The organism is Hydrogenophaga sp. SNF1, assembly GCF_034421675.1.
GTDB lineage: Bacteria > Pseudomonadota > Gammaproteobacteria > Burkholderiales > Burkholderiaceae_C > Hydrogenophaga > Hydrogenophaga borbori.
Map to the genome: position 1 here is coordinate 3,251,725 of NZ_CP139793.1, position 23,798 is coordinate 3,275,522.

Genomic DNA, 23,798 nt, shown 5'->3' on the forward strand with positions numbered 1-23,798 from the left:
CCGCCAGGAAGCGTCAACTGCCGGCGACCTTCATGCGGTTCACCAGCACCGATCCCACCGTCTTGGCGCCGTAGTTGTAGGCGTCCGCGCCCACGGCCTCCACGCCCATGAGCATGTCCTTGAGGTTGCCGGCGATGGTGATCTCCTGCACCGGGTAGGCGATAACGCCGTCCTCGACCCAGTAGCCCGCGGCGCCGCGCGAGTAGTCGCCCGTGACCGGGTTGACGCCCTGGCCCATGAGTTCGGTGACGAACAGGCCACGGCCCAGCTTCCTGAGCATGGCGTCGAGGTCGTCGCCCGCCTTCGTGCGACGGCTGGTCAGCGTGAGGTTGTGCGACCCGCCCGCGTTGCCGGTGGTGCGCATGCCCAGCTTGCGAGCCGAGTAGGTGGACAGGAAGTAGCCCTGCACCACGCCGCCCTCCACCACGCGGCGCGGCGCGGTGCGCACGCCCTCGTCGTCGAACGGCGAGCTGCCCTTGCCGCCGCGCACGAAGGGGTCCTCGTCGATGTCCAGGTGAGCGGCCATGGCCGGCTTGCCCAGGCTGTCGGCCAGGAAGCTGGTCTTGCGGTACAGCGCGCCGCCGCTGGTGGCCTGCACGTAGGCGCCCAGCAGGCCGGCGGCCAGGGGCGATTCGAACAGCACCGGGCACTCGGTGGTGGCGATCTTTCGCGCGCGCAGTCGGGAGAGCGCGCGCTCGGCGGCGTAGCGGCCCACGGCCTCGGGCGTGGCCAGGTCCTGCGGCGCGCGCATGGAGCTGTACCAGTAGTCGCGCTGCATCTGCGCGCCCTTGCCGGCGATGGGCGCCACCGACAGGCTGTGGCGCGAGCTGGCGTAACCGCCGCTGAAGGTGCCGTCGCCGCCGCGCTCGCCGCCGCGCAGGTGCGCGCCGAAGAAGTGCGACTGCTGCGCCGAGACGCTGGCGCCTTCGCTGTTGGTGATTTTCTTGCTGGTGGCAAAGGCCGCGGCCTCGCAGGCCAGGGCCAGCTCGGCCGCCTGCTCCGAGGTGATGGCCCAGGGATGGAAGAGGTCCAGGTCGCGCGCGCGGTCGGCCTGCGAGGCCACGTCCTGCGCGTCGGGCAGGCCCGCCACGGGGTCTTCGGCGGTGAAGCGGGCGATGTCGTAGGCGGCCTGCACGGTCTGGCGCACGGCGGCGGCGGAGAAGTCGGAGGTGCTGGCGTTGCCGCGGCGGCGGCCCAGGTAAACCGTGACGCCCAGGGACTTGTCGCGGTTGCGTTCGACGTTTTCCAGCTCGCCCTTGCGCACCGACACGCTCAGGCCAGCGCCCTCGGAGACTTCGGCCGCGGCGTCGGCCGCGCCCAGGGATTTGGCGTGGCCCAGGGCCAGATCGACCAGTTCCTCGAACTGGTGGCGGCTGTACTGGAATCCGGGCAAGGGGGTGTTCGAGGCGGTCTTGGACATGGCGGCCGCTATGATACGGGCCCCTTTGCGAGGCGTCCGCCGCCCCGCACAAGCCCCATCCCTTCCCCATGTCGCGCAAACCCACCCGAGGCTATTTCGTTCGCGGCCACTTCGTTGCCGAGGGCAGCGAGCTCGACCAGGAGCTCAAGCGCGACGCCAAGGGCGGCGAGCTGAGCAAGACCGACCTGAAGAAGCTCAGCGATCGCCTGCAGAACCTGGGCGAGCAGCTGCTCACGCTGCGCGGCGACCTGTTCAATCGCCTGGGCCTGGACGACCGCCTGGTCGATTCGCTGGCCGAGGCACGGCGCATCACCAACTTCGAGGGCCGACGCCGGCAGATGCAGTACATCGGCAAGCTCATGCGCAAGCTGCCCGACGAGACCATCGCCGCCATCGAGGCCGCCATCGAGGAGCAGCAGCGGCCCTCCGCCGAGGCCACGTTGCAGCTGCACCAGGCCGAACAGTGGCGCGACCGCCTGATCGCCGACGACGGCGCCCTCTCCGACTGGCTGGCCCAGGACGCCGGGGCCGACGTGCAGCAGCTGCGCACCCTCATCCGTCAGGCCCGCAAGGACGCGCAGGCCTTGAAGGAACGGCCCGGCGAGGCGCCACGCCACGGCAAGGCCTACCGAGAAATCTTCCAACACGTCAAGGCCGCGCTGGCGCGCGGCGAAGGCGACGAACCCGGCGACCCAGCATGAGCGAACCCTCTCCCGCGCACGACCCGGTGCGCATCGGCATCGTCTCCATCAGCGACCGCGCCAGCAGCGGCGTCTACCAGGACCAGGGCCTGCCCGCGCTGCAGGACTGGCTGACGCGCGCGCTGAAGAATCCCATCACCTTCGAGGCCCGCCTCATCCCCGACGAACAGGCGCGCATCAGCGAGACGCTCATCGAGCTGGTGGACCTGGGCTGCGCGCTGGTGCTCACCACCGGCGGCACCGGCCCGGCCAAGCGCGACGTGACGCCCGAGGCCACGCTGGCCGTGGCGCACAAGGAAATGCCGGGTTTCGGCGAACAGATGCGCCAGGTGAGCCTGGCCTTCGTGCCCACGGCCATCCTCTCGCGCCAGGTGGCGGTGATCCGCGACGAAACGCTGATCATCAATCTGCCCGGCCAGCCCAAGGCCATCGCCGAAACACTGGAAGGCGCGAAGAACGCCGACGGCTCGGTGCGCGTCAACGGCATCTTCTCGGCCGTGCCCTATTGCATCGACCTCATCGGCGGTCCCTACATCGAAACGCACGACGAAGTGATCAAGGCCTGGCGCCCGAAGAACGCGGCACGCCCCACCCGCTGAAGCCACCACCCGAGGAACCCGCCATGAAAATCGAAAAAGACACCGTCGTCACCGTCACCGCGCGCATCCAGAACGCCCAGGGCAAGGTGCTGGACGAAGGCAAGACCGCGCGCGCCTACCTGCACGGCGGCTACGGCAACACGCTGCACGGCATCGAGGTGGCGCTGGAGGGGCAGGAGAAGGGCTTCGGCACCACCGTCACCCTGCAGCCTTCGCTGGCCTTCGGCGAACGCGACGAGTCCCTGGTCACCAGCATCCCGAAGACGCAGTTCCCGCCCGGCATCAAGGTCGGCGGCCAGCTGGAAGGCTCCGACGAGCAGGGTCGCCGCCACCTCTTCACCGTGAAGAAGATCAAGGGCGACACCGTGCACCTCGACGGCAACCACCCGCTCGCGGGCGAAGACCTGACCATCACTCTGAAGGTGCTGGACGTGCGCGCAGCCTCGCCGGAGGAAATCCAGCACGGCCACGCGCACGGCGCGCACGGTCACCACCACTGACCCGCCCTTCGCCGGCCTGACGGCCGGCGGCCCCGCGGGGGGACGGCGCCTGCGCCCCGGCAAAGCCGGTGCCGCGGCACCGCTGGGTCAGGATTTCACTTGCCCACCAGCTGGTTGAGCTTGTCGGCCTGGAAGTGCTCTTCGCGCTGGGCGTCCTGGGGCACGCAATCGCGCTCGCGCGCCTCGGCCAGTTTCTCGATGGCCTGCCACAGCAGCGCGATCTGGTGTTCCTGGCTGGCGGTGCTGTCGATCAGGCTGCGCATGGCCTGTGACAGCGGGTCGTCTTCCTGCGTGATGCCGTAGGCCGAGAACTTGGGCTTGGCGTCTTCGGTCACGTCGGCGCTCTCGCCCTTCTTGCTGGGGATGATGCGGGCCGGAATGCCCACGGCCGTGGCACCCGCGGGCACGGGCTTGATCACCACCGCGTTGCTGCCGATCTTGGCGCCGTCGCCCACCTCGAAGCCGCCCAGCACCTTGGCGCCCGCACTCACGACCACGTCGCGGCCCAGCGTGGGGTGTCGCTTGGTGCCCTTGTAGAGCGAGGTGCCACCCAGGGTGACGCCCTGGTAGATGGTGCAGCCGTCGCCGATCTCGGCCGTCTCGCCCACGACCGTGCCCATGGCGTGGTCGAAGAACACCCGCTCGCCGATCTTCGCGCCCGGGTGGATTTCGATGCCGGTGAAGAAGCGGCCCAGGTGCGAGATGAAGCGCCCCAGCCACTTGAAGCCACGGTTCCAGCAGCCATGCGCCAGGCGGTGCAGCACCACGGCGTGCAGGCCCGGGTAACACGTCAGCACCTCGAAGGCGCTGCGCGCGGCCGGGTCGCGCTCAAGGATGCATTGGACGTCGGAGCGGAGGCGGTCGAACATGAGACGGGCTGTAACAGGGCCGTGCAGTCTAGCGTTTCGCGCGCTCGGCGGTCTGCAGCATGGCGCGGGCAACACCGCGAAGAATGTGGACTTCTTCGTCGGTGGGTTGCGCGCGGTTGAAGAGTTGTTGCAGGCGCGGCATCAGCTTCTTGGGCGCGGCCGGGTCCAGGAAGTCCACCGCCACCAGGGCCTGCTGCAGGTGCTCGAGCATGCCAGCCACGGCCGCCGCGTCGGCCCCCGGGCGCGCGGCCACGGGCGAGTCGACCGCGAAGCCCCCCAGGGCCTGGCGCCAGTCGTAGGCGATGAGCTGCACCGCGGCCGCCAGGTTAAGCGAGCCATAGCCCGGCGCGGTGGGAATGGACAGGGCCGCGTGGCAGCGGTAGACGTCCTCGTTGGCCATGCCGAAGCGCTCGCTGCCGAACAGGAAGGCCACGCCGGACGGCGGCGCGGTCTCGGCCAGCAGGGTGGCGAAGTGTTCGCGCGGGGCCCGCGTGGGCGGGCCGAAGTCGCGCGGCGTCATGGCGGTGGCGCACAGATGGGTGATGCCGTCCAGGGCCTCGTCCAAGCTGTCCACCACGCGCGTCTTGGCCAGCACGTCGGTGGCGCCGCTGGCGCGCTGGATCGTCTCCTCCTTGCGCAGCACGTTGGGCCAGCGCGGGCGCACCAGCACCAATTCGTCGAAGCCCATGACCTTGAGGGCGCGCGCGGCGCCGCCGACGTTGCCGGCGTGGCTGGTTTCGATCAAGACGAAGCGGGTTTTCATGCGGGGAACGGCGTTGTGCGCCGGCCTAGTAAAATCGCCCGCCATTGTCGCCGCCCGCATCGCCGGGCCCGGCGCGCCCCCACCCCCTGCTCTTCACCGTTGCGCCGAGGCGCGAAGGTCACAATCCATGTCGTCCAGCTACCACCCCATGCTCAACGTGGCCATCAAGGCCGCGCGCGCCGCCGGCGCCATCATCAACCGCGCCGCGCTCGACGTCGAAGCCGTGCGGGTGACGGCCAAGCAGACCAACGATTTCGTCACCGAGATCGACCACGCGGCCGAAGCCGCGATCATCGAGACCCTGAAAACCGCCTACCCCGGCCACGGGATCTGGGCCGAGGAGTCGGGCCAGCAGCCCGGCAAGGGCCGCGAGAAGGACCATGTGTGGATCATCGATCCGCTGGACGGCACCACCAACTTCATCCACGGCTTTCCGGTCTACTGCGTGAGCATCGCGCTCATGGTGGGCAACCGCATCGAGCAGGCCGTGGTGTACGACCCCACCCGAAACGACCTGTTCTGCGCCACGCGCGGGCGCGGCGCCTACCTGAACGAGCGCCGCATCCGCGTGGCCAAGCGCACCTCGCTGCGCGACTGCCTGCTGTCCACGGGCTTCCCGTTCCGCCCGGGCGACGCCTTCCAGACCTACATGCAGATGCTGGGCGAGGTCATGCCCAAGGCGGCCGGCGTGCGCCGCCCGGGTTCGGCCGCGCTGGACCTGGCCTACGTGGCCGCCGGCTTTTCCGATGGCTTCTTCGAGATGGGCCTGTCGCCCTGGGACGTGGCGGCAGGCGCGCTGCTGGTGACCGAGGCCGGCGGCCTGATCGGCAACTTCACCGGCGAGCCGGACTTCCTGGAACAGAAGGAATGCCTGGCGGCCAACCCCCGCATCTACGGCCAGCTGGTGACCCTGACGGGCAAGTACAGCAAGTTCGCCAGCGCGGGCGACAAGGCCGCGGTGCGCCAGGCCCGTGCGGCGGCGCGCAAGACGGTGGGCAAGCCCGCCGCGGCCGAGGCGGACGTGGCGCCGGACACCGAGGACCCGGCCGAGCGCGAGTAAGCCTCAGGCCCTGGGCAGGCTGAACCAGAAGGTGGCGCCCTGCCCCGGCGCCGACTCGGCCCAGACGCGGCCGCCGTGCCGCTCGACGATGCGCTGGACGATGGCCAGCCCGACCCCCATGCCCGGCACCTCGCTGTTGGCGTGCAGGCGCTGGAACAGGCCGAACAGCTTGGCCGCGCGCGCCATGTCGAAGCCCATGCCGTTGTCGCGCACGAAGTAGGCGTGCAGGGCGGGGTCATGGCCCAGCCACACCCGCGGCTCGGCTTGCTGGCGCGAGTACTTCATGGCGTTGTCCACCAGGTTGCTCAGCACCTGGCGCAGGAGCGTGGCATCCCCCAGGGCCTCGGGCAGCTCGCCCACCTCGATGCGCAGTTGCGGCACCTGCGGCCCCAGCGACTCGGCCACGGCGTGCGCCAGCGCGGTCATGTCCACCGGCCGGGGCTCCAGCTCCACCTGCACCACGCGCAACAGCTCCAGCATGTCGGTGATCATCTGCCCCATGTTGCGCGCCGAGCGCGAAATGCGCAGGAACATCTCGCGCCCGCTCTCGCTCAGTCGCTGCGACTCCTCCTCGGCCAGGATCTGCGCGAAGCCGTTCACCGAACGCAGCGGCGCGCGCAGGTCGTGCGCGATGGAGTACGAAATGGCCTCCATGTCGCGCATGGAGCGCTCCAGTTCGGCGGTGCGCTCGCGCACGCGTTGCTCCAGGCCGGCGTTGAGGGCGCGGATCTGCTCCTGCGCGGCCACGCGCTCGCTGATGTCCAGGTGCGTGCCCGACATGTAGAGCGCGCGGTCCTCGGCGTCGCGCTGGTGCACGCGCCCGCGCGAGTTCACCCAGACCCAGTGGCCGTCCTTGTGGCGCAGGCGCAGGTCGCATTCGTAGTACGGCAAGACCCCCGAGGTGTGGCGCTCGCGCGCCTCGATGGCGCGCGGCAGGTCCTCGGGGTGCACGCGCGATGACCAGGTCGCGTGGTTCACGGGCTCGAGCTCGGCGCGCGTGTAGCCCAGCATCTCGGCCCAGCGGTCGTTGATGCTCATGCTGCCGTCGGCCAGGTTGGTTTCCCAGATGCCGGGCCGCGTGGCCTCCAGCACCCAGGCCAGGCGCTGGCGCTCGCCGCGCAGCGCCTCCTGGGCCTCGATGTAGGAGGTGACGTCGGCGTAGGTGCGCACCAGGCCGCCTTCGGGAAAGCGGAAGGTGTGGATCTCCAGCGTGCGCCCCTCGCGCGTGCGGCGCCAGTACTGCTCGGGCAGGTCGGCGCGCGGGTCGAGCGCCACGTAGCTGCGCGCGCGCGGCTCGACCCAGGTGAACTCGGGCCCGAAATCGCCGCGCCGGGCCTGGTAGGCCACCACATCGTCGTGCAGCGGGCGCTCGCGCATCATCTCGTCGGGCAGGTCCAGCAGCTCCAGGAAGCGCCGGTTGTAGACGCTCACGCGGCCCTCGGTGTCGATCTTCACCAGGCCCTGGGTGATGCTGTCCAGCGTGACCTGCAGCGCGGCACTCTTCTCGGCCAGCAGGGCGCCGGTGGCCTGCAGCTGGGCGCTGGTGCGCAGGCGCTCCCCGTGGTGGCGCCAGGCCAGCACGAGCTGGCGCAGCGCGCCCAGCAGGGGCTGAAGGAAGGCGACGTCGTCGGCGCCGTAGCCGCCGGGCTGGTTGGCCAGGCCCACCATGGCCACCAGGCGGTCGCCCACGGCCAGCGGAATGCCCAGGAAGGCGTTCAGGCTCGGGTGCCCTGCGGGCATGCCGCCCGCGCGCGGGTCGTGGGCCGGGTCGTTGGCGATCACGGTTTCGCCGGTGCGCAGCGCGTGGCCGAACAGGGTGTGCAGGTTGCGGAACTCCATGCCGGCATCCGCATGCGCCGCGAAGGCCAGGCGCGAAGCCTCGTCCCACGAAATGTCGGTCAGGGCGTGGGTGCGCAGGTAGGGCCGGTCCCGCTCGTCGTACTGCACCTCGCCCAGGAAGCCGTAGCCGCTGCCGGTGACGCCAAGAAAGGCGTCGAGCAGGCCCTCGAAGGCGCGGCGCTTGTCCTCGGCCTCGATGAACACCGACTGGGCCTGCGTGATGGCCGAGAGCATGCGGTTGACGCGTTCGCGGCGCAGCGCTTCCTGGCGCGCCTCGGTCACGTCGGTGGCCAGGCCGTGCCAGACCACGCTGCCGTCGGGCTCGCGCTGCGGCGTGCTGTCCAGGCTGAGCCAGCGCAGGCCCAGCGTGGGCAGCAGCACGCGGTAGGTTTCGCGCCAGGGCAGCAGGTGTTGCGCCGAGTAGGCCAGCGTGGCGATCACGCGCGCCCGGTCCTCGGGGTGCAGCACCTGGAACAGCTTGCGCGGCTCGCGCATGAGCGCGGCGGCGTCCTCGTCGAACAGCTCGCGCACCGCCTCGTTGATGTAGCCGAGCGCGGTGCGCCCGTCGGGCGTGAGGCGGGCCTGGTAGAGGATGCCCGGCACGCGCGCGGCGATGTTCTGCAGCAACCGCAGCTGATCGGCCAGCCGTTCGCTGGCCGCGCGCTCGGTGGTGATGTCCTGCACCACGCCGAAGTCGGTCTGCGGGTTGCCCTTGACCAGGGTCTGCCCCATGCGCGTGCGGAACCAGCGCACCTGGCCATCGGGGTGCAGCCAGCGGAAGGCCAGCTCGCGGCCGTCGCGGCGCTCGCGCGCGGCCAGCCAGGCGGCGCGGTCGTCCGGGTGGATGCCGGCGCGCACCTCGGCCCGGGTCAGGCGCTGGCTGCGCGGCCGCCCGGTGATGGCGAACAGGCCCGGCGACCAGAAAACCTCTTCGTCGTCCTCGGCGTTCGTCCAGTGGCCCAGGCGCGCGGTGCTTTCCATCACGCTGTTCAGCTCCACGCGCTGCTGCAGCTCCAGGTTGGTGGCGCGCAGGGCCTGGGCGGTCTGCTCGCGCGCCGCCTCGGCCAGCACCTCGCGGTCGGCCTGGGTGATCTGCACCAGCAGCAGCGCCTCGGGCCGTTCATCCGTCACGGGCAGCAGCACCACGTGCATGCGCACGAGGTGCGGGTCGCCGCCCTTGAAGCGCACCACCGTCGGCGCCAGCGTGCCCGGCACCAGGGCCAGCGCGGCCGTGCGCTCGGCCTCGTCGTTCCAGTGGCCGAGCTCCACCGTGGTGCGCCCGATCGCGTCGCGGCGGGCGATGCCCGACAGCGCCTCCCAGGCCGCGTTGACGTCGATCACCAGGCCGTCGCTCACGCGCGTGACACACGCGGCCACGGGCGAGAGCTGGAACAGCTCCTGGTACGGCAGCGGGGCATCGGCGTCCATGGCGGGCGCCTCAGGCAAAGGGCTGCGTGCCGCCGAAGTCGCCGATCGGCACGGTGTGGCTCACGAGCCGGCCACCGTGCCACAAGTGGAGCTGAAAGGCGGGGGGTTCCATGACGTATCCATCGGCCGACGACTGCAGCAAATTGAGCGCGATCTGGTGCGCCGTGCTGGGGCAGACGCTGGCCACCGTGCCGCCGAAGCGCACCTGGATGCCGCGGTGCAGGTGCCCGCACAGGATGGCCTGCACCTGGCCGTGCCGCCGCACGATGGCCTCCAGCGCCTCGGCGCCGTCCAGCAGGCCCATGGCGTCCATGTGACCGATGCCGGTGGCGAACGGCGGGTGGTGCATGGCAACGACGGTGGGTGTCGCGTCCTCGGCCAGGCGCTGGTCGAGCCAGTCGAGCCGGCGCGCGCACAAGGCGCCGTGGCCCTGGCGCGGCACCACGGTATCGAGCACCAGCAGGCGCAGCGGGCCCAGGCTGGCCGCGTACTGCCAGAAGCCTGGCAGGCGGGCGGTGTGCGGGCCGGCGCGGCCGCCGAAGGCCTCGGCCAGCGCCTCGCGCTCGTCGTGGTTGCCGGCCACGGGGTACAGGGGCAGGTCGATGGGCGCAAGCAGCTCCAGCAGGTGGGCGTAGGACGCGGCGCCGCCGGCTTCCACCAGATCGCCGGAGAGCAGCAGCGCGTCGGGCCGGGGTTGCAACGCCGCCACGGCCCTCAGGCCGGCGCGCGCCATGGCGTTGGTGTCGACCACGCCGTTGGCCAGTTGGCCCGGCGCGCAGACGTGCAGGTCGGACACCTGGGCGATCAGCATGGGCAGAGCAGCGGGCTCGTGGGTGGGCGGGTGCCGGGCATCCATGCATCATCCACAGGCGTCAGGCGCCCGGCAAGCCTCCGAAACCCGAGGCGTCCCCCTATTGCGGGGGAAGCGGACGGCCGAGGCGGCCCGACCGCGCTCCACCGAAGGTGGAAACCATCGGGCCTTGGACACGCCCGCCCCCTTGGGCAGGTAAGCAGTCTTTGGCGTCGCATAATAGCCCCCGCCCCCCACGAAACCCCATGACCCCCGACCGCCCCGACACCGCCATCGCGCTGCACGGCGCCTCCAACTTCCGCGACCTCGGCGGCCTGGCCGGCGACGGCGGGCGGCGCGTGCGGCGCGCGCTGGTGTACCGCTCCGACCACCTGGGCCGCCTGAGCGACGAGGACCTGCAGCGCCTGAACGCGCTGGGCGTGTCGCACTGCGTGGATCTGCGCGGCCCCGCCGAATGCCGGGCCCTGCCCAACCGCCTGCCGGGCATCAGCATCGAGCACCTGAGCATCGACCCCACGGTGCTGCGCCGCGTGCGCGAGCGCCAGAAGCAGGGGCAGGCGCTCGGCCGGGCCGAGGCGGTGGCGCTGATGCAGGAGACCTATCAGGACTTTGTGCGCCTGCGCGGCGCCGTCTTCGGCCAATTGCTCGCGCGCATCGCAGGACGCGAGGCACCACTGGTGTTCCACTGCACCGCCGGCAAGGACCGCACCGGCATGGCCGCCGCGCTGCTGCTGGGCGCGCTGGGCGTGCACCGCGACGAGGTGATGGCCGACTACCTGCTCACCAACCGCCTGTACCGGCGCGACACACGCGTGGAAGAGCCCGCGCCGCCCGAGGTGCTGGAGGTGCTGTGGCAGGTGCAGCCCGAATTCCTGCACACGGCCTGGCGCTGCATCGACGAGGAGTTCGGCGGCCTGGACGCCTACCTGGCCGGGCCGGTGGGGCTGGACGGGGCGGCGCGCGAGCGGCTGCGCGAGCGGCTGCTGGCCGAGGCCTGAAGGGGTACGCGGACTCAGCCGCGCCCCTCGCCCGCGACCGGTTTCGCGCCGCGCCAGGCGCCATGCCGATAGGCCTGCGGCGTGAGGGCGTGCTGGCGGGCAAACGCCCGCTGCAACGCGTCCACCGACCGGAATCCGCTGCGGCTCGCGATGCGTTCCTGGGTCCATTGCGTCTGCACCAGCAGTTGCGCCGCCGCGGCCACGCGGGCCCGCACCACGAAGCGGGCCGGCGTGCAACCGACCTCCGCCGCGAACGCCCGCGCGAAGTGGCGGGCGCTCATGCCCGAGCGGTCAGCCAGCGCCTCCACCGACAAGTCCTCCTGCAGGTGTGTGCCGATCCACGCCACGACCTCGCGCAGGCGCCGGCTGGCCGCCGACTGCGCCTTCAAGGCCGGGCTGAGCTGCGGCTCGCGCGCGCCGCGCAGCAGGGGCAGCGCCAGCGTGCGCGCGATCTCCATCGCCACCGCGTGGCCAAGATCGTCCTCCACCAAGGCCAGCGCCAGCTCAATGCCCGTGGTGACGCCAGCCGAGGTCCACACCGGCCCATCGCGCACGTAGATGCGTTCGCGCAGCACGCGCGCCTGGGGACGCAGCGCCTGCAGCTGGTCGCAGACGCGCCAGTGGGTGGTGGCCTCGCGGCCGTCGAGCAGGCCGGCGGCGGCCAGCGCGAACGCGCCGCTGCAGACACTGGCGACGCGGCGCGCGCCCCGCGCCTGCCGCGCCAGCCAGGCGCCCACCTGGTGTTCGGCAATGGCCGAACGGACCGCCGGCTCGTCGCCGCCGCAGACGATCAGCGTGTCGATCGGCATGCGCAAGCGCTCGAATCCCGTGGTGTCGGCCAGGCGCAGGCCGGCATTGGTCAGCACCGTGCGGCCCGAGGGCGATGCGATCTGCAGCCGGTAGCTGCCGGGACGCAGCGCCTCGGCTTTGCTGAACACGCTGGACGGCCCGGCGACGTCGATCGCCTCGACGCCATCGAACACGACGAGCACCAGGTTCCTGGCAGGAATCGCGGCCTCTGTGTCCTTGTCCGTCGCGTGGGAGGTTCGTAGGCTCATGGCATTCAGGAGCTCGAGATGTTCACACCCCTACTCTACTTATCAACGCCGGCCGGCGGGCTCGTGGCCAGGCCGGCCCCAGGCCGCGGTGGCGGCGGCGCGCCATGAAGCACCGGACACTGCTGCGCGCCGTGCTGGCTGTCGGCACCTTGGGCCTGCTGGCCTTCGGGGGCTGGATCGCATCCCTGCCAGCCCCGCCCGCCCCGGCGGCCGCCCCGCCGATCCCCTCGGCGCAGACCCAGGCCACGCTGGCGGCGCTGGCGCCACCCAAGCGCCCGCGCCCCCTGGTGGCCATCGTCGGTCTCAACGACGCGACCGAGACGACCGACTACCTCATGCCCTACGGCATTCTTCGGCGGTCCGGCGTGGCCGATGTGGTGGCGCTCGCCACCGAGGCCGGTCCGGTGAGGCTCTACCCCGCGCTGACGGTGGAGGCGGACGCGACGCTTGCGCAGTTCGATGCACGGCACGCCGATGGCGCCGACTACGTCATCGTGCCCGCGATGAGCCGCGACGACGACCCGAGGGTGCTCGCCTGGATTCGCGCCCAGGCGGCCAAGGGCGCAATCGTCATCGGCGTGTGCGCGGGCGCCAAGGTGGTCGGCGCGGCCGGCCTGCTCGACGGCAAGCGGGCGACGACGCACTGGTACTACCTGGACCAATTGCGCGAGCGAACGCCGTCGATCCGCTACGTGGCGGACCGGCGCTTCGTGGTCGACCAGGGCGTGGCGACCACGACGGGAATCTCGGCCTCCATGCCGATGTCGCTGACGCTGATCGAGGCCATCGCGGGCCGCGACAAGGCCGAGGCCACCGCGCGCGACCTCGGCCTGGCGCAGTGGGACGCGCGCCACCGCAGCGCGGCGTTCCGCTTCACCCGGCCGTTTGCGCTCACGGTCATGGGCAACACCCTCGCCTTCTGGAAGCGTGAAGCGCTGGGCATCGAGCTCGTGCCCGGGGTGGACGAGGTGTCGCTGGCCTTGGTGGCGGACGCCTGGTCGAGAACCTACCGCTCGCGGGCGGTGGCGTTCGCGCCCGCGCCAGGGCCCGTCGAAAGCCGCCATGGCCTGCGCATCCGTCCGGATCGGGTGAGCGCAGACTGGCCGGCGCAGCGCTTGCTGCCGGCCATCACCGCCGCTCCCCCAGCGCAGGCCTTGAACGATGCCCTTGCGCGCATCGAGGGCCGCTACGGCGCGAAGACGGCCGAGGTGGTGGCGATGCAGCTGGAGCTCCTGCCGTCCCGCTGAGCGCGCTGGCCGCCCCACCGGGGCTCAGGGCGGAACGTCCAGCGGTGGCCGCGGCGCGTCGCCGGACCTGGCCGCCGGCCGCCACTCGCTCCACGCATACGCCGGCAGGGCGATCGCCAGCGGCATCAGGTAGTGCGCCGCGCGGTAGGCCAGCACCGCCGCCAGCGCCTCGTTCAGCGGCACCACGCCCGCCAGCGCCGCCGCCACCACCGATTCCAGCACCCCCAGACCCGAGGGCACGTGCGTCAGCGCCCCCGCCACGCCGGCCAGCAGCAGCGCGCCCAACACCAGGGGGTACGGCGCGCGGCCCTGCAGCAGATTCCATAGGCTCAGCGCCATCAGCATCCACACCGTGGCGCCCATCGCCGCCTGCACCAGCGCCACGCGGGCGCCCGCCAGCGGCAGCGTGTGGCCGCGCCAGCGCAGCGCCGTGCGCCGGCCGAACAGGCACAGCGCGTGGTAGCCCACGGCCACCAGCAGCAGCACGGCGCCCAGCGCGCGCAGCGCGCCCGCGCCCGGGGCCCCTTCGATCCGCAGCGGCGGGGGCGAGCACACCAGCACCGTGCCCAGCACCCAGCACCAGCCGAGCCAGTTGGCGATGAAGCTGTGCGTCACCATCTGTCCCACCGTGCCCGCCGACAGGCCAGCCCGCGTGTACAGGCGCAGCCGCATGCCCACGCCGCCGATCAGCGCGCCGAAGTTGAGGTTGAAGGCGTAGGCGATGGCGGCCACCGTGAGGGTGCGCGCGCGCGTGATGCGCGCGCGCGCCAGCCGGCGCCCGATCAGGTCGTAGCAGGAGAACAGGGTGTGGGCGCACAGGGCCAGCGACGCGGACACGGACACCACGCCCAGCGGCAGCTCGCGCAGCGAGGCCCACACCCGGGCCCATTCCACCTCGCGCGCCTGTTGCGCCACCAGATAGAGCACCGCCGCCGCCAACAGCCAGGGCAGCCAGCGGCGCGCCTGCGGCCACAGGCGCTTGAGGGCCCGGCCCGGGGTCATCGTCCCCCCTGCATGGGGGCGGGCTCCGGTTGAACGGGCACCACGCGTGGCCTCGCATGGTGCGCCCAGCGGGCCCAGGCCGGGAAGCGCCGCAGCGCATGGAACACCACCAGGCTGCGCAGCACGATCCAGGCGGAGCGCAGCCGGCCCGGTCGCGACAGGCGAACGGGCTCGCAGCTGCGCCGCAGCACCTGGTCCAGCGTGTCGCGCAGCACGGCGGCGAAGGCCTGGTCGCGCACGACCACGTTCGCTTCCAGGTTCAGGCTCAGGCTGGTCGGGTCCAGGTTGCTCGACCCCACCGTGGCCCAGTGGTCGTCGATGACGGCCACCTTGGCGTGCAGCGGGCGCTCGGTGTACTCGTGGATGCGCACCCCCGCGCGCAGCAGGTGTTCGTACAGCAGCATGGTGGCGCGCTGCACCCAGGGCATGTCGGGATTGCCCTGCAGGATGAGGTCCACGCGCACGCCGCGGCGCGCCGCGCGGCGCAGGTCGCGCACCAGGCGATAGCCCGGGAAGAAGTAGGCGTTGGCGATGAGGATGCGCGAGCGCGCGCTGCGGATGGCGGCCCGGTAATGGCGCTCGATGTCGGTGGTGTGGCGGTCGTTGTCGCGCGTGACGAAGGCGGCCACCGCGCCCTCGTCGGGTCGCGGTGAGTCGTCCGCGTGGCGGCGCTGACGCAAGCGGCGCCAGCGCTGCAGCCACATCTCGCGCGGGGGCTGTGGCGTGTTCAACTTGGTGCGGCAGTAGGCCTCGATCTGTTCCACCAGCGGCCCTTCCAGGCGCACGGCGTAGTCGAGCTTGGCCTGCGGGTCCAGGCCGATGACGTGGTCGCGCGAGTAGTTGATGCCGCCCACGAAGGCCACGCGCCCGTCGACGACGGCCAGCTTGTTGTGCATGCGCCCCAGCATGTTGATGCGCGCGCCGAAGAGCCGGCGCACCGGCTCGAAGGCGCGCAGCCGCACGCCGGCGTCGAGCAGGCCCTGGGTGAACTCCGCGCCCAGGTCCGGCGACCCCCAGCCATCGACGAGCACATGGACCTCGACGCCGCGTTCGGCGGCGCGCATCAGCGCGGCGCGCAGCTCGCGGCCCACCGAATCGTCAAACCAGATGAAGGTCTCGATCAGCACGGCGTGCTTCGCCGCGTCGATGGCCTGGAACACGCGGGGGTAGTAGTCCTCGCCGCAGCACAGCAGCTCGATGCGATTGCCCGGCAGCCAGCGTGAGTTCATGGAACGGGTGGCCGTGTTCATGCGGCCTCCCCGAGGCGAACCTCCGCCGCCAGCGGCGCGTGGTCGGACAGGCGCGACCAGGGATGGCGTGGCATGGGCAGCGGCCGCACCGAGGCCACGCCACGCACGTATATGCGGTCGAGCCGCAGCAACGGCCAGGCGGCCGGGAAGCTGCACGCGTGCCGGCCCTGGGTCTGGCGGAACACCTCGCTCAGGCCGATGCGCGCGAGCCGCGCGTCCGCGCGCTGGCGCCAGTCGTTGAAGTCGCCCGCCACGATCAGGGGCGCGCCGGGCGGCACCTCGCTGTCGATGACCTCGCGCAGCGCGGCGATCTGCGCCTGGCGATCGCGCTCCAGCAGGCCCAGGTGCACGCACATCAGGTGCAGGGCGGGCAGCGCGCCGTGACTCACCACGCAATGCAGCACACCGCGCTGCGGCATGGTGCGCGGCCCCGAGAGACAGTGGTTGCGGCTCTTGACGATGGGGAAGTGCGAGAGCACGGCGTTGCCGTAGCTGTCGCGCGGCGCCACGGCGTTGCGGCCGTAGGCGTGGTCCTTCCAGATGCTGTCGGCCAGGAACTCGTATTGCGACACCCCGGGGTGCCGCTCATCCGGCTCGCCGCCGCCGCGCACCTCCTGCAGGAAGACCACGTCGCTCTGCACCGCGCGCACGGCTTCGCGCAACTCGTGCAGCACGAAGCGCCGCTTGAAAAAGCTGTACCCCTTGTGGATGTTCACCGTCAGCACACGCAGGCTCCCCCGCTCTCTCTGCACGGGCATTGCACACTCCTTCCAGTCGCGCCCGGCGACGTCTTGTTCGTGAGGCCATCCATGGTGCGCGCGCCGGCGGGGGGCCGGGGCAACCACCGGTAAATGCGCCCCCGGCGCAGCCGGCCGCAGCCTGCCGGCTGATTGACATTTCGGCTGAGGGTGCTAAGCGCCGCATCGGGCGCCGAGGGGGGCCGCATCGGGCGCCGCGGGGGCCGCGCGGCGCCAGGGGCCCCGGGGCGATCGGCTACAGTGTTCGGCTGTTTTCGCCCGCCTCCCGCTCGCCGACCGTGACCGACTCCCTGGCCGCCCACACCCCCATGATGCAGCAGTACCTGGCCCTCAAGGCCGGGCATCCGCACACGCTGCTCTTCTACCGCATGGGGGACTTCTACGAACTGTTCTACGAGGACGCCGAAAAGGCCGCGCGGCTGCTGGACATCACGCTGACGCAGCGCGGCCAATCGGCCGGCAAGCCGGTGGTCATGGCCGGCGTGCCCTTCCATTCGGTGGACACCTACCTCGCGCGGCTGATCAAGCTCGGCGAGTCGGTCGCCATCTGCGAGCAGGTGGGCGACGTGGCCACGGCCAAGGGGCCGGTGGAGCGCCAGGTGGTGCGCGTGGTCACGCCCGGCACGCTGACCGACGCCGAACTGCTGTCGGACAAGAGCGAGTCCCTGCTGATGGCCGTGCACGCGGGCGCGCGCACGGGCTGCGGCCTGGCCTGGCTGTCGCTCACGCAGGGCATCGTGTTCCTGGCCCAGTGCGCCAGCGACGAACTGGCCGACTGGGTGGCCCGCCTGGCGCCCGGCGAGCTGCTCTACAGCGCCGAGACGACGCCCGCCTTCGAGCAGCGCGTCATGGCCCTGGCCGGGGCGCCCACGCCGCAGGGCGGCAAGCTGGTCACGGTGCTGCGCCCGGCCTGGGCCTTCGACGCCGCGCTGGGCCAGCGCAAGCTGCTCGAGCAGCTGCAGGCCGCCAGCCTGGCCGCCTGGGGCGCCGAGGACCTGGGCGACGCGCACGCCGCCGCCGGCGCCCTGCTCGCCTACGCCGAACACACCCAGGGCCGCGCGCTGGCCCATGTGCGCAGCCTGCAAGTGGCGCGCATCGACGAGCGCATCGACCTGCCACCCAGCACGCGCCGCAACCTCGAGTTGGTGCAGACCTTGCGCGGCGAGAGCAGCCCCACGCTCTTCTCCCTGCTCGACACTTGCGCCAGCGGCATGGGCAGCCGCGCGCTGCGCCAGTGGCTGCTGGAGCCCCGGCGCGACCGCGCCGAGGCGCGCGAACGCCTGGGCGCCATCGGCGTGCTGCGCGCGGGCCCCTGGCAGCGCCTGCGCGAGCGGCTGAAGGGCTGCAGCGACGTCGAGCGCATCACCGCGCGCATCGCGCTGCGACAGGCCAAGCCGCGCGAGCTGGTGGGCCTGGGCCAGACCCTGGGTCGCGCCGGCGAGCTCGCGTCGGCCCTGGCCCCGCTGGGCACCGACGCCCTGCTCGCCCGCCTGGCCACCCATCTGCAGCCGCCCGCCGGCTGCGCCGAGCTGCTGCAGCGCGCCCTGCTGAGCGACCCCTCGGCGCTGGTGCGCGACGGCGGCGTCATCGCCGACGGCTTCGACGCCGAACTCGACGAGCTGCGCGGCTTGCAGCAGAACAGCGACGCCTTCCTCATCGAGTTGGAGGCGCGCGAACGCGCCCGCACCGGCATCGCCAACCTGCGCGTGCAGTTCAACAAGGTGCACGGCTTCTATATCGAGGTCACGCAGGGCCAGCTGGACCGCGTGCCCGACGACTACAAGCGCCGCCAGACGCTCAAGAACGCCGAGCGCTTCATCACGCCCGAGCTCAAGGCCTTCGAGGACAAGGCGCTGTCGGCGCAGGAGCGCGCGCTGGCGCGCGAGAAATGGCTGTACGAAGGCCTGCTCGACAGCCTGCAGGCCTTCATCGACCCGCTCACCACCCTGGCGCGCGCGCTCGCCGCGCTGGATGCGCTGTGCGCGCTCACCGAACGATCGCTCACGCTGAACTGGTGCGCGCCCAGCTTCGGCAGCGAACCGGGCATCGAGATCCGCGGCGGTCGCCACCCGGTGGTGGAAGCCCGCCTGGCCGAGACCGGCGCGGGCGCCTTCATCGCCAACGACACGGTGCTGGGCCCCAAGGCGCGCATGCAGGTCATCACCGGCCCCAACATGGGTGGCAAGAGCACCTACATGCGCCAGGTGGCGGTCATCGCCCTGCTGGCCAGCATGGGCAGCCATGTGCCCGCGCAGTCCTGCCGCCTGGGGCCCATCGACGCCATCCACACCCGCATCGGCGCGGCCGACGACCTGGCCAACGCCCAGTCCACCTTCATGGTGGAGATGACCGAGGCGGCGCAGATCCTGCACACCGCCACGCCCAACAGCCTGGTGCTGATGGACGAGATCGGCCGCGGCACCTCCACCTTCGACGGCCTGGCGCTGGCCGGCGGCATCGCCGCGCACCTGCACGACAAGGCGCGCTGCTTCACGCTGTTCGCCACCCACTACTTCGAACTCACCGAGTTCCCCGCCACGCACCACGCCGCCGTGAACGTGCACGTGAGCGCGGCCGAGGGTGGCAGCAAGGGCATCGTGTTCCTGCACCAGATCGAGCCCGGCCCCGCCAGCCGCAGCTACGGCATCCAGGTGGCCCGGCTGGCGGGCGTGCCCGCCCCGGTGGTGCAGCACGCCCGGCACGCCCTGGCCGCGCTGGAGGCGCACAGCGCCGAACAGCAGACCCAGGTGGACCTGTTCGCGCCGCCACCCGCGGCCGAGGCGCCCGAACCGCACCCGCTGGTGGCCGCCCTGGCCGCCATCGACCCCGACACGCTGAGCCCGCGCGACGCGCTGGACCAGCTCTACCAGCTGAAGAAGCTCGCCCAACACGCCGCCACCGAGGCCGGGAGCCCGTCATGACCTACTGCGTCGCCGTCAAACTCAAGGCCGGCATGGTCTTCCTGTCCGACTCGCGCACCAACGCGGGCCTCGACCAGATCAGCTCGTTCCGCAAGATGATGGTCTACGAGAAGGCCGACGACCGCTTCATGTGCCTGCTGTCGGCGGGCAACCTGAGCATCTCCCAGTCGGTGCGCGAGATGCTGCAGACCGAGCAACTCGACGACCACGAGGGCGGCGAGCCCATCACCATCTGGAACGCGCGCAGCATGTTCGACGCGGCGCGCGTGCTCGGCGCGGCGGTGCGCCACGTGTGGCAGCGCGACGGCGAATCGCTGCAGCGCGCGGGGGTGGACTTCAATGTCTCGCTGATCTTCGGCGGCCAGATCCGCGGCGAGGGCATGCGCCTGTTCCAGGTCTATTCGGCCGGCAACTTCATCGAGGCCACGGCAGAGACGCCCTTCTTCCAGATCGGCGAGTCCAAGTACGGCAAGCCCGTGCTGGACCGCGTGATCACGCCCGAGACGCCGCTGGACGAGGCGGCCAAATGCGCGCTCGTGTCCATGGACTCCACGCTCAAGTCCAACCTGTCGGTGGGCCTGCCGCTGGACATGGCGCTGTACGAGGCCGACACCCTGCGCATCGACAAAATCGTCTGCATCGAAGAGAACAACCCCTACTTCCGCATGGTGCGCAGCACCTGGGGCCGCAAGCTGCGCGAAGCCTTCGACGACATCGAGCACCCCACCTGGGACGGCAGCCAGACCAGTGTGCCGCTGATCTGCGACAGCGAGCGCCTGGGCCCGCTCAAGAAGATCACCAACCCGCGCGAGCGCCTCATCTAAGGCGATGCGAGAGAACCCGGCGTGATCGTCTTCTCCCACGCCAACAGCTTTCCCGCGGGCACCTACCAGGCGCTGTTCCGCTCGCTGCGCGCGCGCGGCCACACCGTGCGCGCGGTGGAGCAGTTCGGCCACGACCCGCGCTACCCGGTCACCAGCAACTGGCCGCACCTGGTGCAGCAGCTCGCCGACTTCGCCGCCGCCGAGGTGGCGCGCACGGGCCAGCCCCCCTGGCTGGTGGGCCATTCGCTCGGCGGCTTCCTCAGCCTCATGTGCGCGGCGCGCCACCCCGAACTGGGCGGCCAGCGCGTGCGCGGCGTGCTGCTGATCGATTCGCCGCTGCTGGGCGGCTGGCGGGCGCGCACGCTGGAGCTGGTCAAGCGCACGCAGCTGGTGGGCTCGGTCTCGCCCGGGCGCATCAGCCGCAAGCGCCGCCAGGCCTGGCCCGACGCGGCCTCCGCGCTGGAGCACCTGCGCCACAAACGCGCCTTCGCGCACTGGGACCCTCAGTGCCTGAGCGACTACATCGAGCACGGCATGCACGACGCCGACACGCCCCAGGGCCCGCAGCGCGTGCTGAATTTCGACCGCGAGGTCGAGACGGCCATCTACAACACACTGCCCCACAACCTGGACCGCCTGCTGCGCCGCCACCCGCTGCGCTGCCCGGTCGGCTTCATCGGCGGCACCCGCTCGCAAGAAATGCAGCAGGTGGGCATGGCCATGACGCGCCGCGTGCTGGGCCGCGGTGGCGAGGCGCGCCAGCGTTTGATCGAAGGCTCGCACCTGTTCCCGATGGAGCGGCCCCAGGAAACGGCCGCCGCCATCGACGAGCTGCTGGCCGCGATGGCCTGAGCGAGGGCGCCGGAGCACCCCCGTATCGCCCCCGATGGTGGAGGCCCCCCATCGATATATGCTCGCCGCCGTGACCACCGACGACGCCCCGCCCGCCGACGCCACCCCCGACACCGCCAGCGCCCGGGCCTTGCGCCGGCTGCGCCTTCTGCTCACCTCCTGGAACCCGCACCGCCACCCCTGGTGGCTGCGCATCGGCGTGGCGGTGCTGCTCACCGCCGCCGCCACCTGGCTGCGCGTGGCGCTGGCGCCGGCAGAAAGCGGCGGGCGCTTCGTCACCCTCACGCTGGCGGCCGCGGTCTGCGCGCTCTACGGGGGTTTTCGCATCGGCATGCTCAGCACGCTGCTGGGCATGGCGGCGGTCAACTTCCTCCTGGTGAAGCCCTATTTCAGCTTCGCCATCAGCGACCCCCACGAGGCCTTCTGGCTCAATTTCTGGCACCTGCTCACGCAACTCGTGGTGGTGGGCGCCATCGCGCTGATGCAACGCCAGACGCGCGAGCTCCAGGCCAGCATGGAGCAGGCCCGCGCCAGCCACCATCGCATGCTCGACACCTTCGAGAACAGCGCCACCGGCGTGGTGCACACCCACCCCGACGGCCGCTGGATCCGCATCAACCGCAGCTACTGCGAGCTGCTGGGCTACACGCGCGAGGAACTGGCGCGCACCCACTGGAAGGACTACACCCACCCCGACGACCTGGCGGCCGACCTGGCGCAGATGCAGCGCGTGCTGCGCGGCGAAACCGACCACTACACGATGGAAAAGCGCTACTTCCACAAGCGCGGCCACATCGTCTGGGTGTTGCTGTCGGTCGCCCTGATCCGCAAGGCCGATGGCTCGCCCGATTACGAGATCGCGGTGGTGCAGAACATCACCGAGCGCAAGGCCACCGAGGAGGCCTTGCGCACCAGCGAACGGCTGTTGTCCCAGGCGCAGGAACTGGCCCAGATGGCCGGCTGGCGCTACGACGCGGCGCGGCGCGAGTTCACCTCGCTGGGCAACGCGCACGTGATCATGGGCATTCCACGCTCGGTGTTCAGCGACCTGGACATGGTGGCCGCCACCCACCCCGACGACCGCGAGCGCATGCAGCAGGCCTGGGCCGACGCCTTCCGGCTCGGCCGGCCCTACGACATCCAGTACCAGCTCAACCTCACGGGCGACTGGCGCTGGGTCTCGGTGCGGGCCGAGTTCGAGCGCGACGCCACCGGCCGCGTGACCCACGGCCTGGGCATGTTGCTCGACATCACCGAGCACAAGCGGGCGGAGCTGCAGATCCAGCAGCTCAACGCCTCGCTGGAGGAGCGCATCCGCGAGCGCACCCAGGCCCTGAAAGCCGCGTACGACGAGCTGGAGAGCTACTCCTACGCGGTCGCGCACGACCTGCGCTCGCCGCTGCGCATCATCAACGGCTTCGCCCAGGCCTTGAAGGAAGACAACCCGGCGCTGCCGGCCGAAAGCCACCGCCACCTGGCGCGCATCCGCGAGGCGAGCAAGAAGATGGGCGAGCTCATCGACGGCCTGCTCAAGCTGTCGCAGATGGCGCGCGGCGAACTGCAGCGCGCGCCGGTGGACCTGTCGGCCATCGCCACGCGGCAGCTGCGCGAGCTGGCGGCCACCTCGCCCGAGCGCCAGGTGACGTGGTCGGTGCAGCCGGGCCTGGTGGCCCTGGCCGACGAACCACTGATCGAAGCCCTGCTGCAGAACCTGCTGCACAACGCCTGGAAGTACAGCGCCCAGACCGAGCGGGCGGCCATCCATCTGCACATGCAGGAGCGCGACGGTCGGCGCGAGTTCGTGGTGGCCGACAACGGCGCGGGCTTCGACATGGCGCGCGCGGGCAAGCTGTTCCAGCCCTTCCAGCGGCTGCACCTGCCGCAGGAATTCGCCGGCCTGGGCATCGGCCTGGCCACGGCGCGGCGCATCGTGCTGCGCCACGGCGGCGAGCTGCGCGCCGAGAGCGCGCCGGGCCAGGGCGCGCGCTTCTACTTCACGCTGCAGCCGCAGGCCTGAATCAGGCCGTCCAGTTGATCCAGCCGCCCCAGGCGGTGAGCGCGATCAGCACGCCGAAGGCGATGCGGTACCAGGCGAAGGGCACGAAGGTGTGCGAGGAGACGAAACGCAGCAGCCAGCGCACGCACACCCAGGCCGACAGCCAGGACACGATGAGGCCAGTGGCGAAGAACGGCAGGTCGGCCATGGACAGCAGCTCGCGGTTCTTGTAGAGGTCCAGCGTGGCCGCGCCCAGCAGCACCGGCAGCGCAAGGAAGAAGCTGAACTCGGTCGCCGCGCGCCGGCTGTAACCCACCAGCATGCCGCCGATGATGGTGGCGCCCGAGCGGCTCACGCCCGGCACCAGGGCCGCGCACTGAATCAGGCCGACCTTGAGCGCGTCGCTCCAGCGCACGTCGTCCACGGTGTCCACGCGCACCGGCGCGCCGCGCGCCTGGCGCGCCTCGGCCCAGAGCATGATGAAGCCGCCGACGATGAAGCCGGCCGCCACCACGAAGGGGTGGAACAGCACGCCCTTGATGACACCGATGAACAGGAAACCCAGCACCGCCGCCGGCAGGAAGCCGATCAGCACGTTGGCCGTGAAACGGCGCGCCACCGCGTCGCCCGTGGGCAGGCCGCGCAGGGTGTCGAGGATGCGCTGGGCGTAGACCGAGACGATCGCCAGGATGGCGCCGGTCTGGATGACGACCTCGAAGACCTTGACCTTCTCGCCCGTGAGGCCGAGCAGGTGGCCCGCCAGGATGAGGTGGCCCGTGGAAGAGACGGGCAGAAATTCGGTGAGGCCTTCGACCACGCCCATGAGGGCGGCCTTGATCAGCAGAATCGGGTCCATGCGGTGGGGGTTCGGAGAACGCGGTTGGGCAGCCGGGCATTCTAGG

20 protein-coding genes are annotated in these 23,798 nt (G+C 71.5%); 10 read left to right on the forward strand and 10 right to left on the reverse strand.

What is annotated here, in order from left to right; genetic code table 11:
- Nucleotides 1-13 precede the first annotated feature (13 nt).
- Complete coding sequence (pmbA, locus tag SOM08_RS15570; RefSeq protein WP_116960386.1) at nucleotides 14-1,420, reverse strand: metalloprotease PmbA; 1,407 nt, start codon at nucleotides 1,418-1,420, stop codon at nucleotides 14-16.
- Between the two features lie 68 nt (nucleotides 1,421-1,488).
- Here pmbA and yjgA point away from each other — a divergent pair, with 68 nt between their 5' ends.
- The 3 genes from yjgA to SOM08_RS15585 are packed head-to-tail and all read left to right on the forward strand — an operon-like array spanning nucleotide 1,489 to nucleotide 3,220.
- Nucleotides 1,489-2,121, forward strand: a complete 633-nt coding sequence (gene yjgA, locus SOM08_RS15575; protein WP_322469270.1) for a ribosome biogenesis factor YjgA — start codon at nucleotides 1,489-1,491, stop codon at nucleotides 2,119-2,121.
- Nucleotides 2,118-2,720, forward strand: a complete 603-nt coding sequence (mog, locus tag SOM08_RS15580) for a molybdopterin adenylyltransferase (protein ID WP_116960384.1) — start codon at nucleotides 2,118-2,120, stop codon at nucleotides 2,718-2,720. Before yjgA ends, mog begins: the two co-directional genes overlap by 4 nt.
- Nucleotides 2,721-2,743: 23 nt before the next feature.
- Nucleotides 2,744-3,220, forward strand: a complete 477-nt coding sequence (locus SOM08_RS15585) for an FKBP-type peptidyl-prolyl cis-trans isomerase (RefSeq protein WP_070397617.1) — start codon at nucleotides 2,744-2,746, stop codon at nucleotides 3,218-3,220.
- A 95-nt stretch (nucleotides 3,221-3,315) separates the two neighbouring features.
- On the opposite strand, the gene cysE is transcribed toward SOM08_RS15585, so the two are convergent.
- Together cysE and SOM08_RS15595 are read right to left on the reverse strand one after the other, a co-directional pair.
- Nucleotides 3,316-4,089, reverse strand: a complete 774-nt coding sequence (gene cysE / locus SOM08_RS15590; RefSeq protein ID WP_116960383.1) for a serine O-acetyltransferase — start codon at nucleotides 4,087-4,089, stop codon at nucleotides 3,316-3,318.
- Between the two features lie 28 nt (nucleotides 4,090-4,117).
- A complete protein-coding gene (locus SOM08_RS15595; protein WP_322469271.1) occupies nucleotides 4,118-4,852 on the reverse strand; it encodes an RNA methyltransferase in 735 nt (244 codons plus the stop codon).
- A gap of 127 nt (nucleotides 4,853-4,979) precedes the next feature.
- Between SOM08_RS15595 and SOM08_RS15600 the strand changes: the two genes are divergently transcribed.
- Entirely contained in the window at nucleotides 4,980-5,912 is a 933-nt protein-coding gene (locus tag SOM08_RS15600; RefSeq protein ID WP_116960381.1) for an inositol monophosphatase family protein, read from the forward strand.
- Nucleotides 5,913-5,915: 3 nt separating this feature from the next.
- Here SOM08_RS15600 and SOM08_RS15605 read toward each other — a convergent pair whose 3' ends face one another.
- On the reverse strand, nucleotides 5,916-9,179 hold the full coding sequence (locus tag SOM08_RS15605; RefSeq protein WP_322469272.1) for a PAS domain-containing protein: 3,264 nt from the start codon (nucleotides 9,177-9,179) through the stop codon (nucleotides 5,916-5,918).
- A 10-nt stretch (nucleotides 9,180-9,189) separates the two neighbouring features.
- Complete coding sequence (locus SOM08_RS15610; protein WP_416187019.1) at nucleotides 9,190-9,990, reverse strand: phosphodiesterase; 801 nt, start codon at nucleotides 9,988-9,990, stop codon at nucleotides 9,190-9,192.
- Nucleotides 9,991-10,235: 245 nt separating this feature from the next.
- Here SOM08_RS15610 and SOM08_RS15615 point away from each other — a divergent pair, with 245 nt between their 5' ends.
- Nucleotides 10,236-10,988, forward strand: a complete 753-nt coding sequence (locus SOM08_RS15615) for a tyrosine-protein phosphatase (RefSeq protein WP_322469274.1) — start codon at nucleotides 10,236-10,238, stop codon at nucleotides 10,986-10,988.
- 14 nt (nucleotides 10,989-11,002) lie between these two features.
- On the opposite strand, the gene SOM08_RS15620 is transcribed toward SOM08_RS15615, so the two are convergent.
- Entirely contained in the window at nucleotides 11,003-12,046 is a 1,044-nt protein-coding gene (locus SOM08_RS15620) for an AraC family transcriptional regulator (protein WP_322469275.1), read from the reverse strand.
- A gap of 104 nt (nucleotides 12,047-12,150) precedes the next feature.
- On the opposite strand from SOM08_RS15620, the gene SOM08_RS15625 reads away from it, so the two are divergent.
- The gene (locus SOM08_RS15625; protein ID WP_322469276.1) at nucleotides 12,151-13,293 is read left to right on the forward strand and encodes a DJ-1/PfpI family protein; all 1,143 of its coding nucleotides are present in this window, start codon (nucleotides 12,151-12,153) and stop codon (nucleotides 13,291-13,293) included.
- Between the two features lie 24 nt (nucleotides 13,294-13,317).
- On the opposite strand, the gene SOM08_RS15630 is transcribed toward SOM08_RS15625, so the two are convergent.
- Genes SOM08_RS15630 through SOM08_RS15640 form a run of 3 tightly spaced genes read right to left on the reverse strand, consistent with a single transcriptional unit; the run spans nucleotide 13,318 to nucleotide 16,303 of the window.
- A complete protein-coding gene (locus SOM08_RS15630) occupies nucleotides 13,318-14,295 on the reverse strand; it encodes a lysylphosphatidylglycerol synthase domain-containing protein (protein WP_322469277.1) in 978 nt (325 codons plus the stop codon).
- Nucleotides 14,292-15,524, reverse strand: a complete 1,233-nt coding sequence (gene clsB / locus SOM08_RS15635; RefSeq protein WP_322469278.1) for a cardiolipin synthase ClsB — start codon at nucleotides 15,522-15,524, stop codon at nucleotides 14,292-14,294. Before clsB ends, SOM08_RS15630 begins: the two co-directional genes overlap by 4 nt.
- 17 nt (nucleotides 15,525-15,541) lie before the next feature.
- Nucleotides 15,542-16,303, reverse strand: a complete 762-nt coding sequence (locus SOM08_RS15640; protein WP_116960368.1) for an endonuclease/exonuclease/phosphatase family protein — start codon at nucleotides 16,301-16,303, stop codon at nucleotides 15,542-15,544.
- A 308-nt stretch (nucleotides 16,304-16,611) separates the two neighbouring features.
- Here SOM08_RS15640 and mutS point away from each other — a divergent pair, with 308 nt between their 5' ends.
- Genes mutS through SOM08_RS15660 form a run of 4 tightly spaced genes read left to right on the forward strand, consistent with a single transcriptional unit; the run spans nucleotide 16,612 to nucleotide 22,917 of the window.
- Nucleotides 16,612-19,224 (forward strand): DNA mismatch repair protein MutS, encoded by a 2,613-nt coding sequence (gene mutS / locus SOM08_RS15645; RefSeq protein ID WP_116960367.1) that lies wholly within the window; start codon nucleotides 16,612-16,614, stop codon nucleotides 19,222-19,224.
- Entirely contained in the window at nucleotides 19,221-20,048 is an 828-nt protein-coding gene (locus tag SOM08_RS15650; protein ID WP_116960366.1) for a proteasome-type protease, read from the forward strand. Before mutS ends, SOM08_RS15650 begins: the two co-directional genes overlap by 4 nt.
- Before the next feature lie 21 nt (nucleotides 20,049-20,069).
- Entirely contained in the window at nucleotides 20,070-20,900 is an 831-nt protein-coding gene (locus SOM08_RS15655; protein WP_116960365.1) for an alpha/beta fold hydrolase, read from the forward strand.
- Between the two features lie 58 nt (nucleotides 20,901-20,958).
- Nucleotides 20,959-22,917, forward strand: a complete 1,959-nt coding sequence (locus tag SOM08_RS15660) for a PAS domain S-box protein (RefSeq protein ID WP_322469279.1) — start codon at nucleotides 20,959-20,961, stop codon at nucleotides 22,915-22,917.
- 1 nt (nucleotide 22,918) lies between these two features.
- Here the strand turns inward: SOM08_RS15660 and SOM08_RS15665 are convergent, their stop codons facing one another.
- Entirely contained in the window at nucleotides 22,919-23,752 is an 834-nt protein-coding gene (locus tag SOM08_RS15665) for an undecaprenyl-diphosphate phosphatase (protein ID WP_116960363.1), read from the reverse strand.
- Between the last annotated feature and the right edge of the window lie 46 nt (nucleotides 23,753-23,798).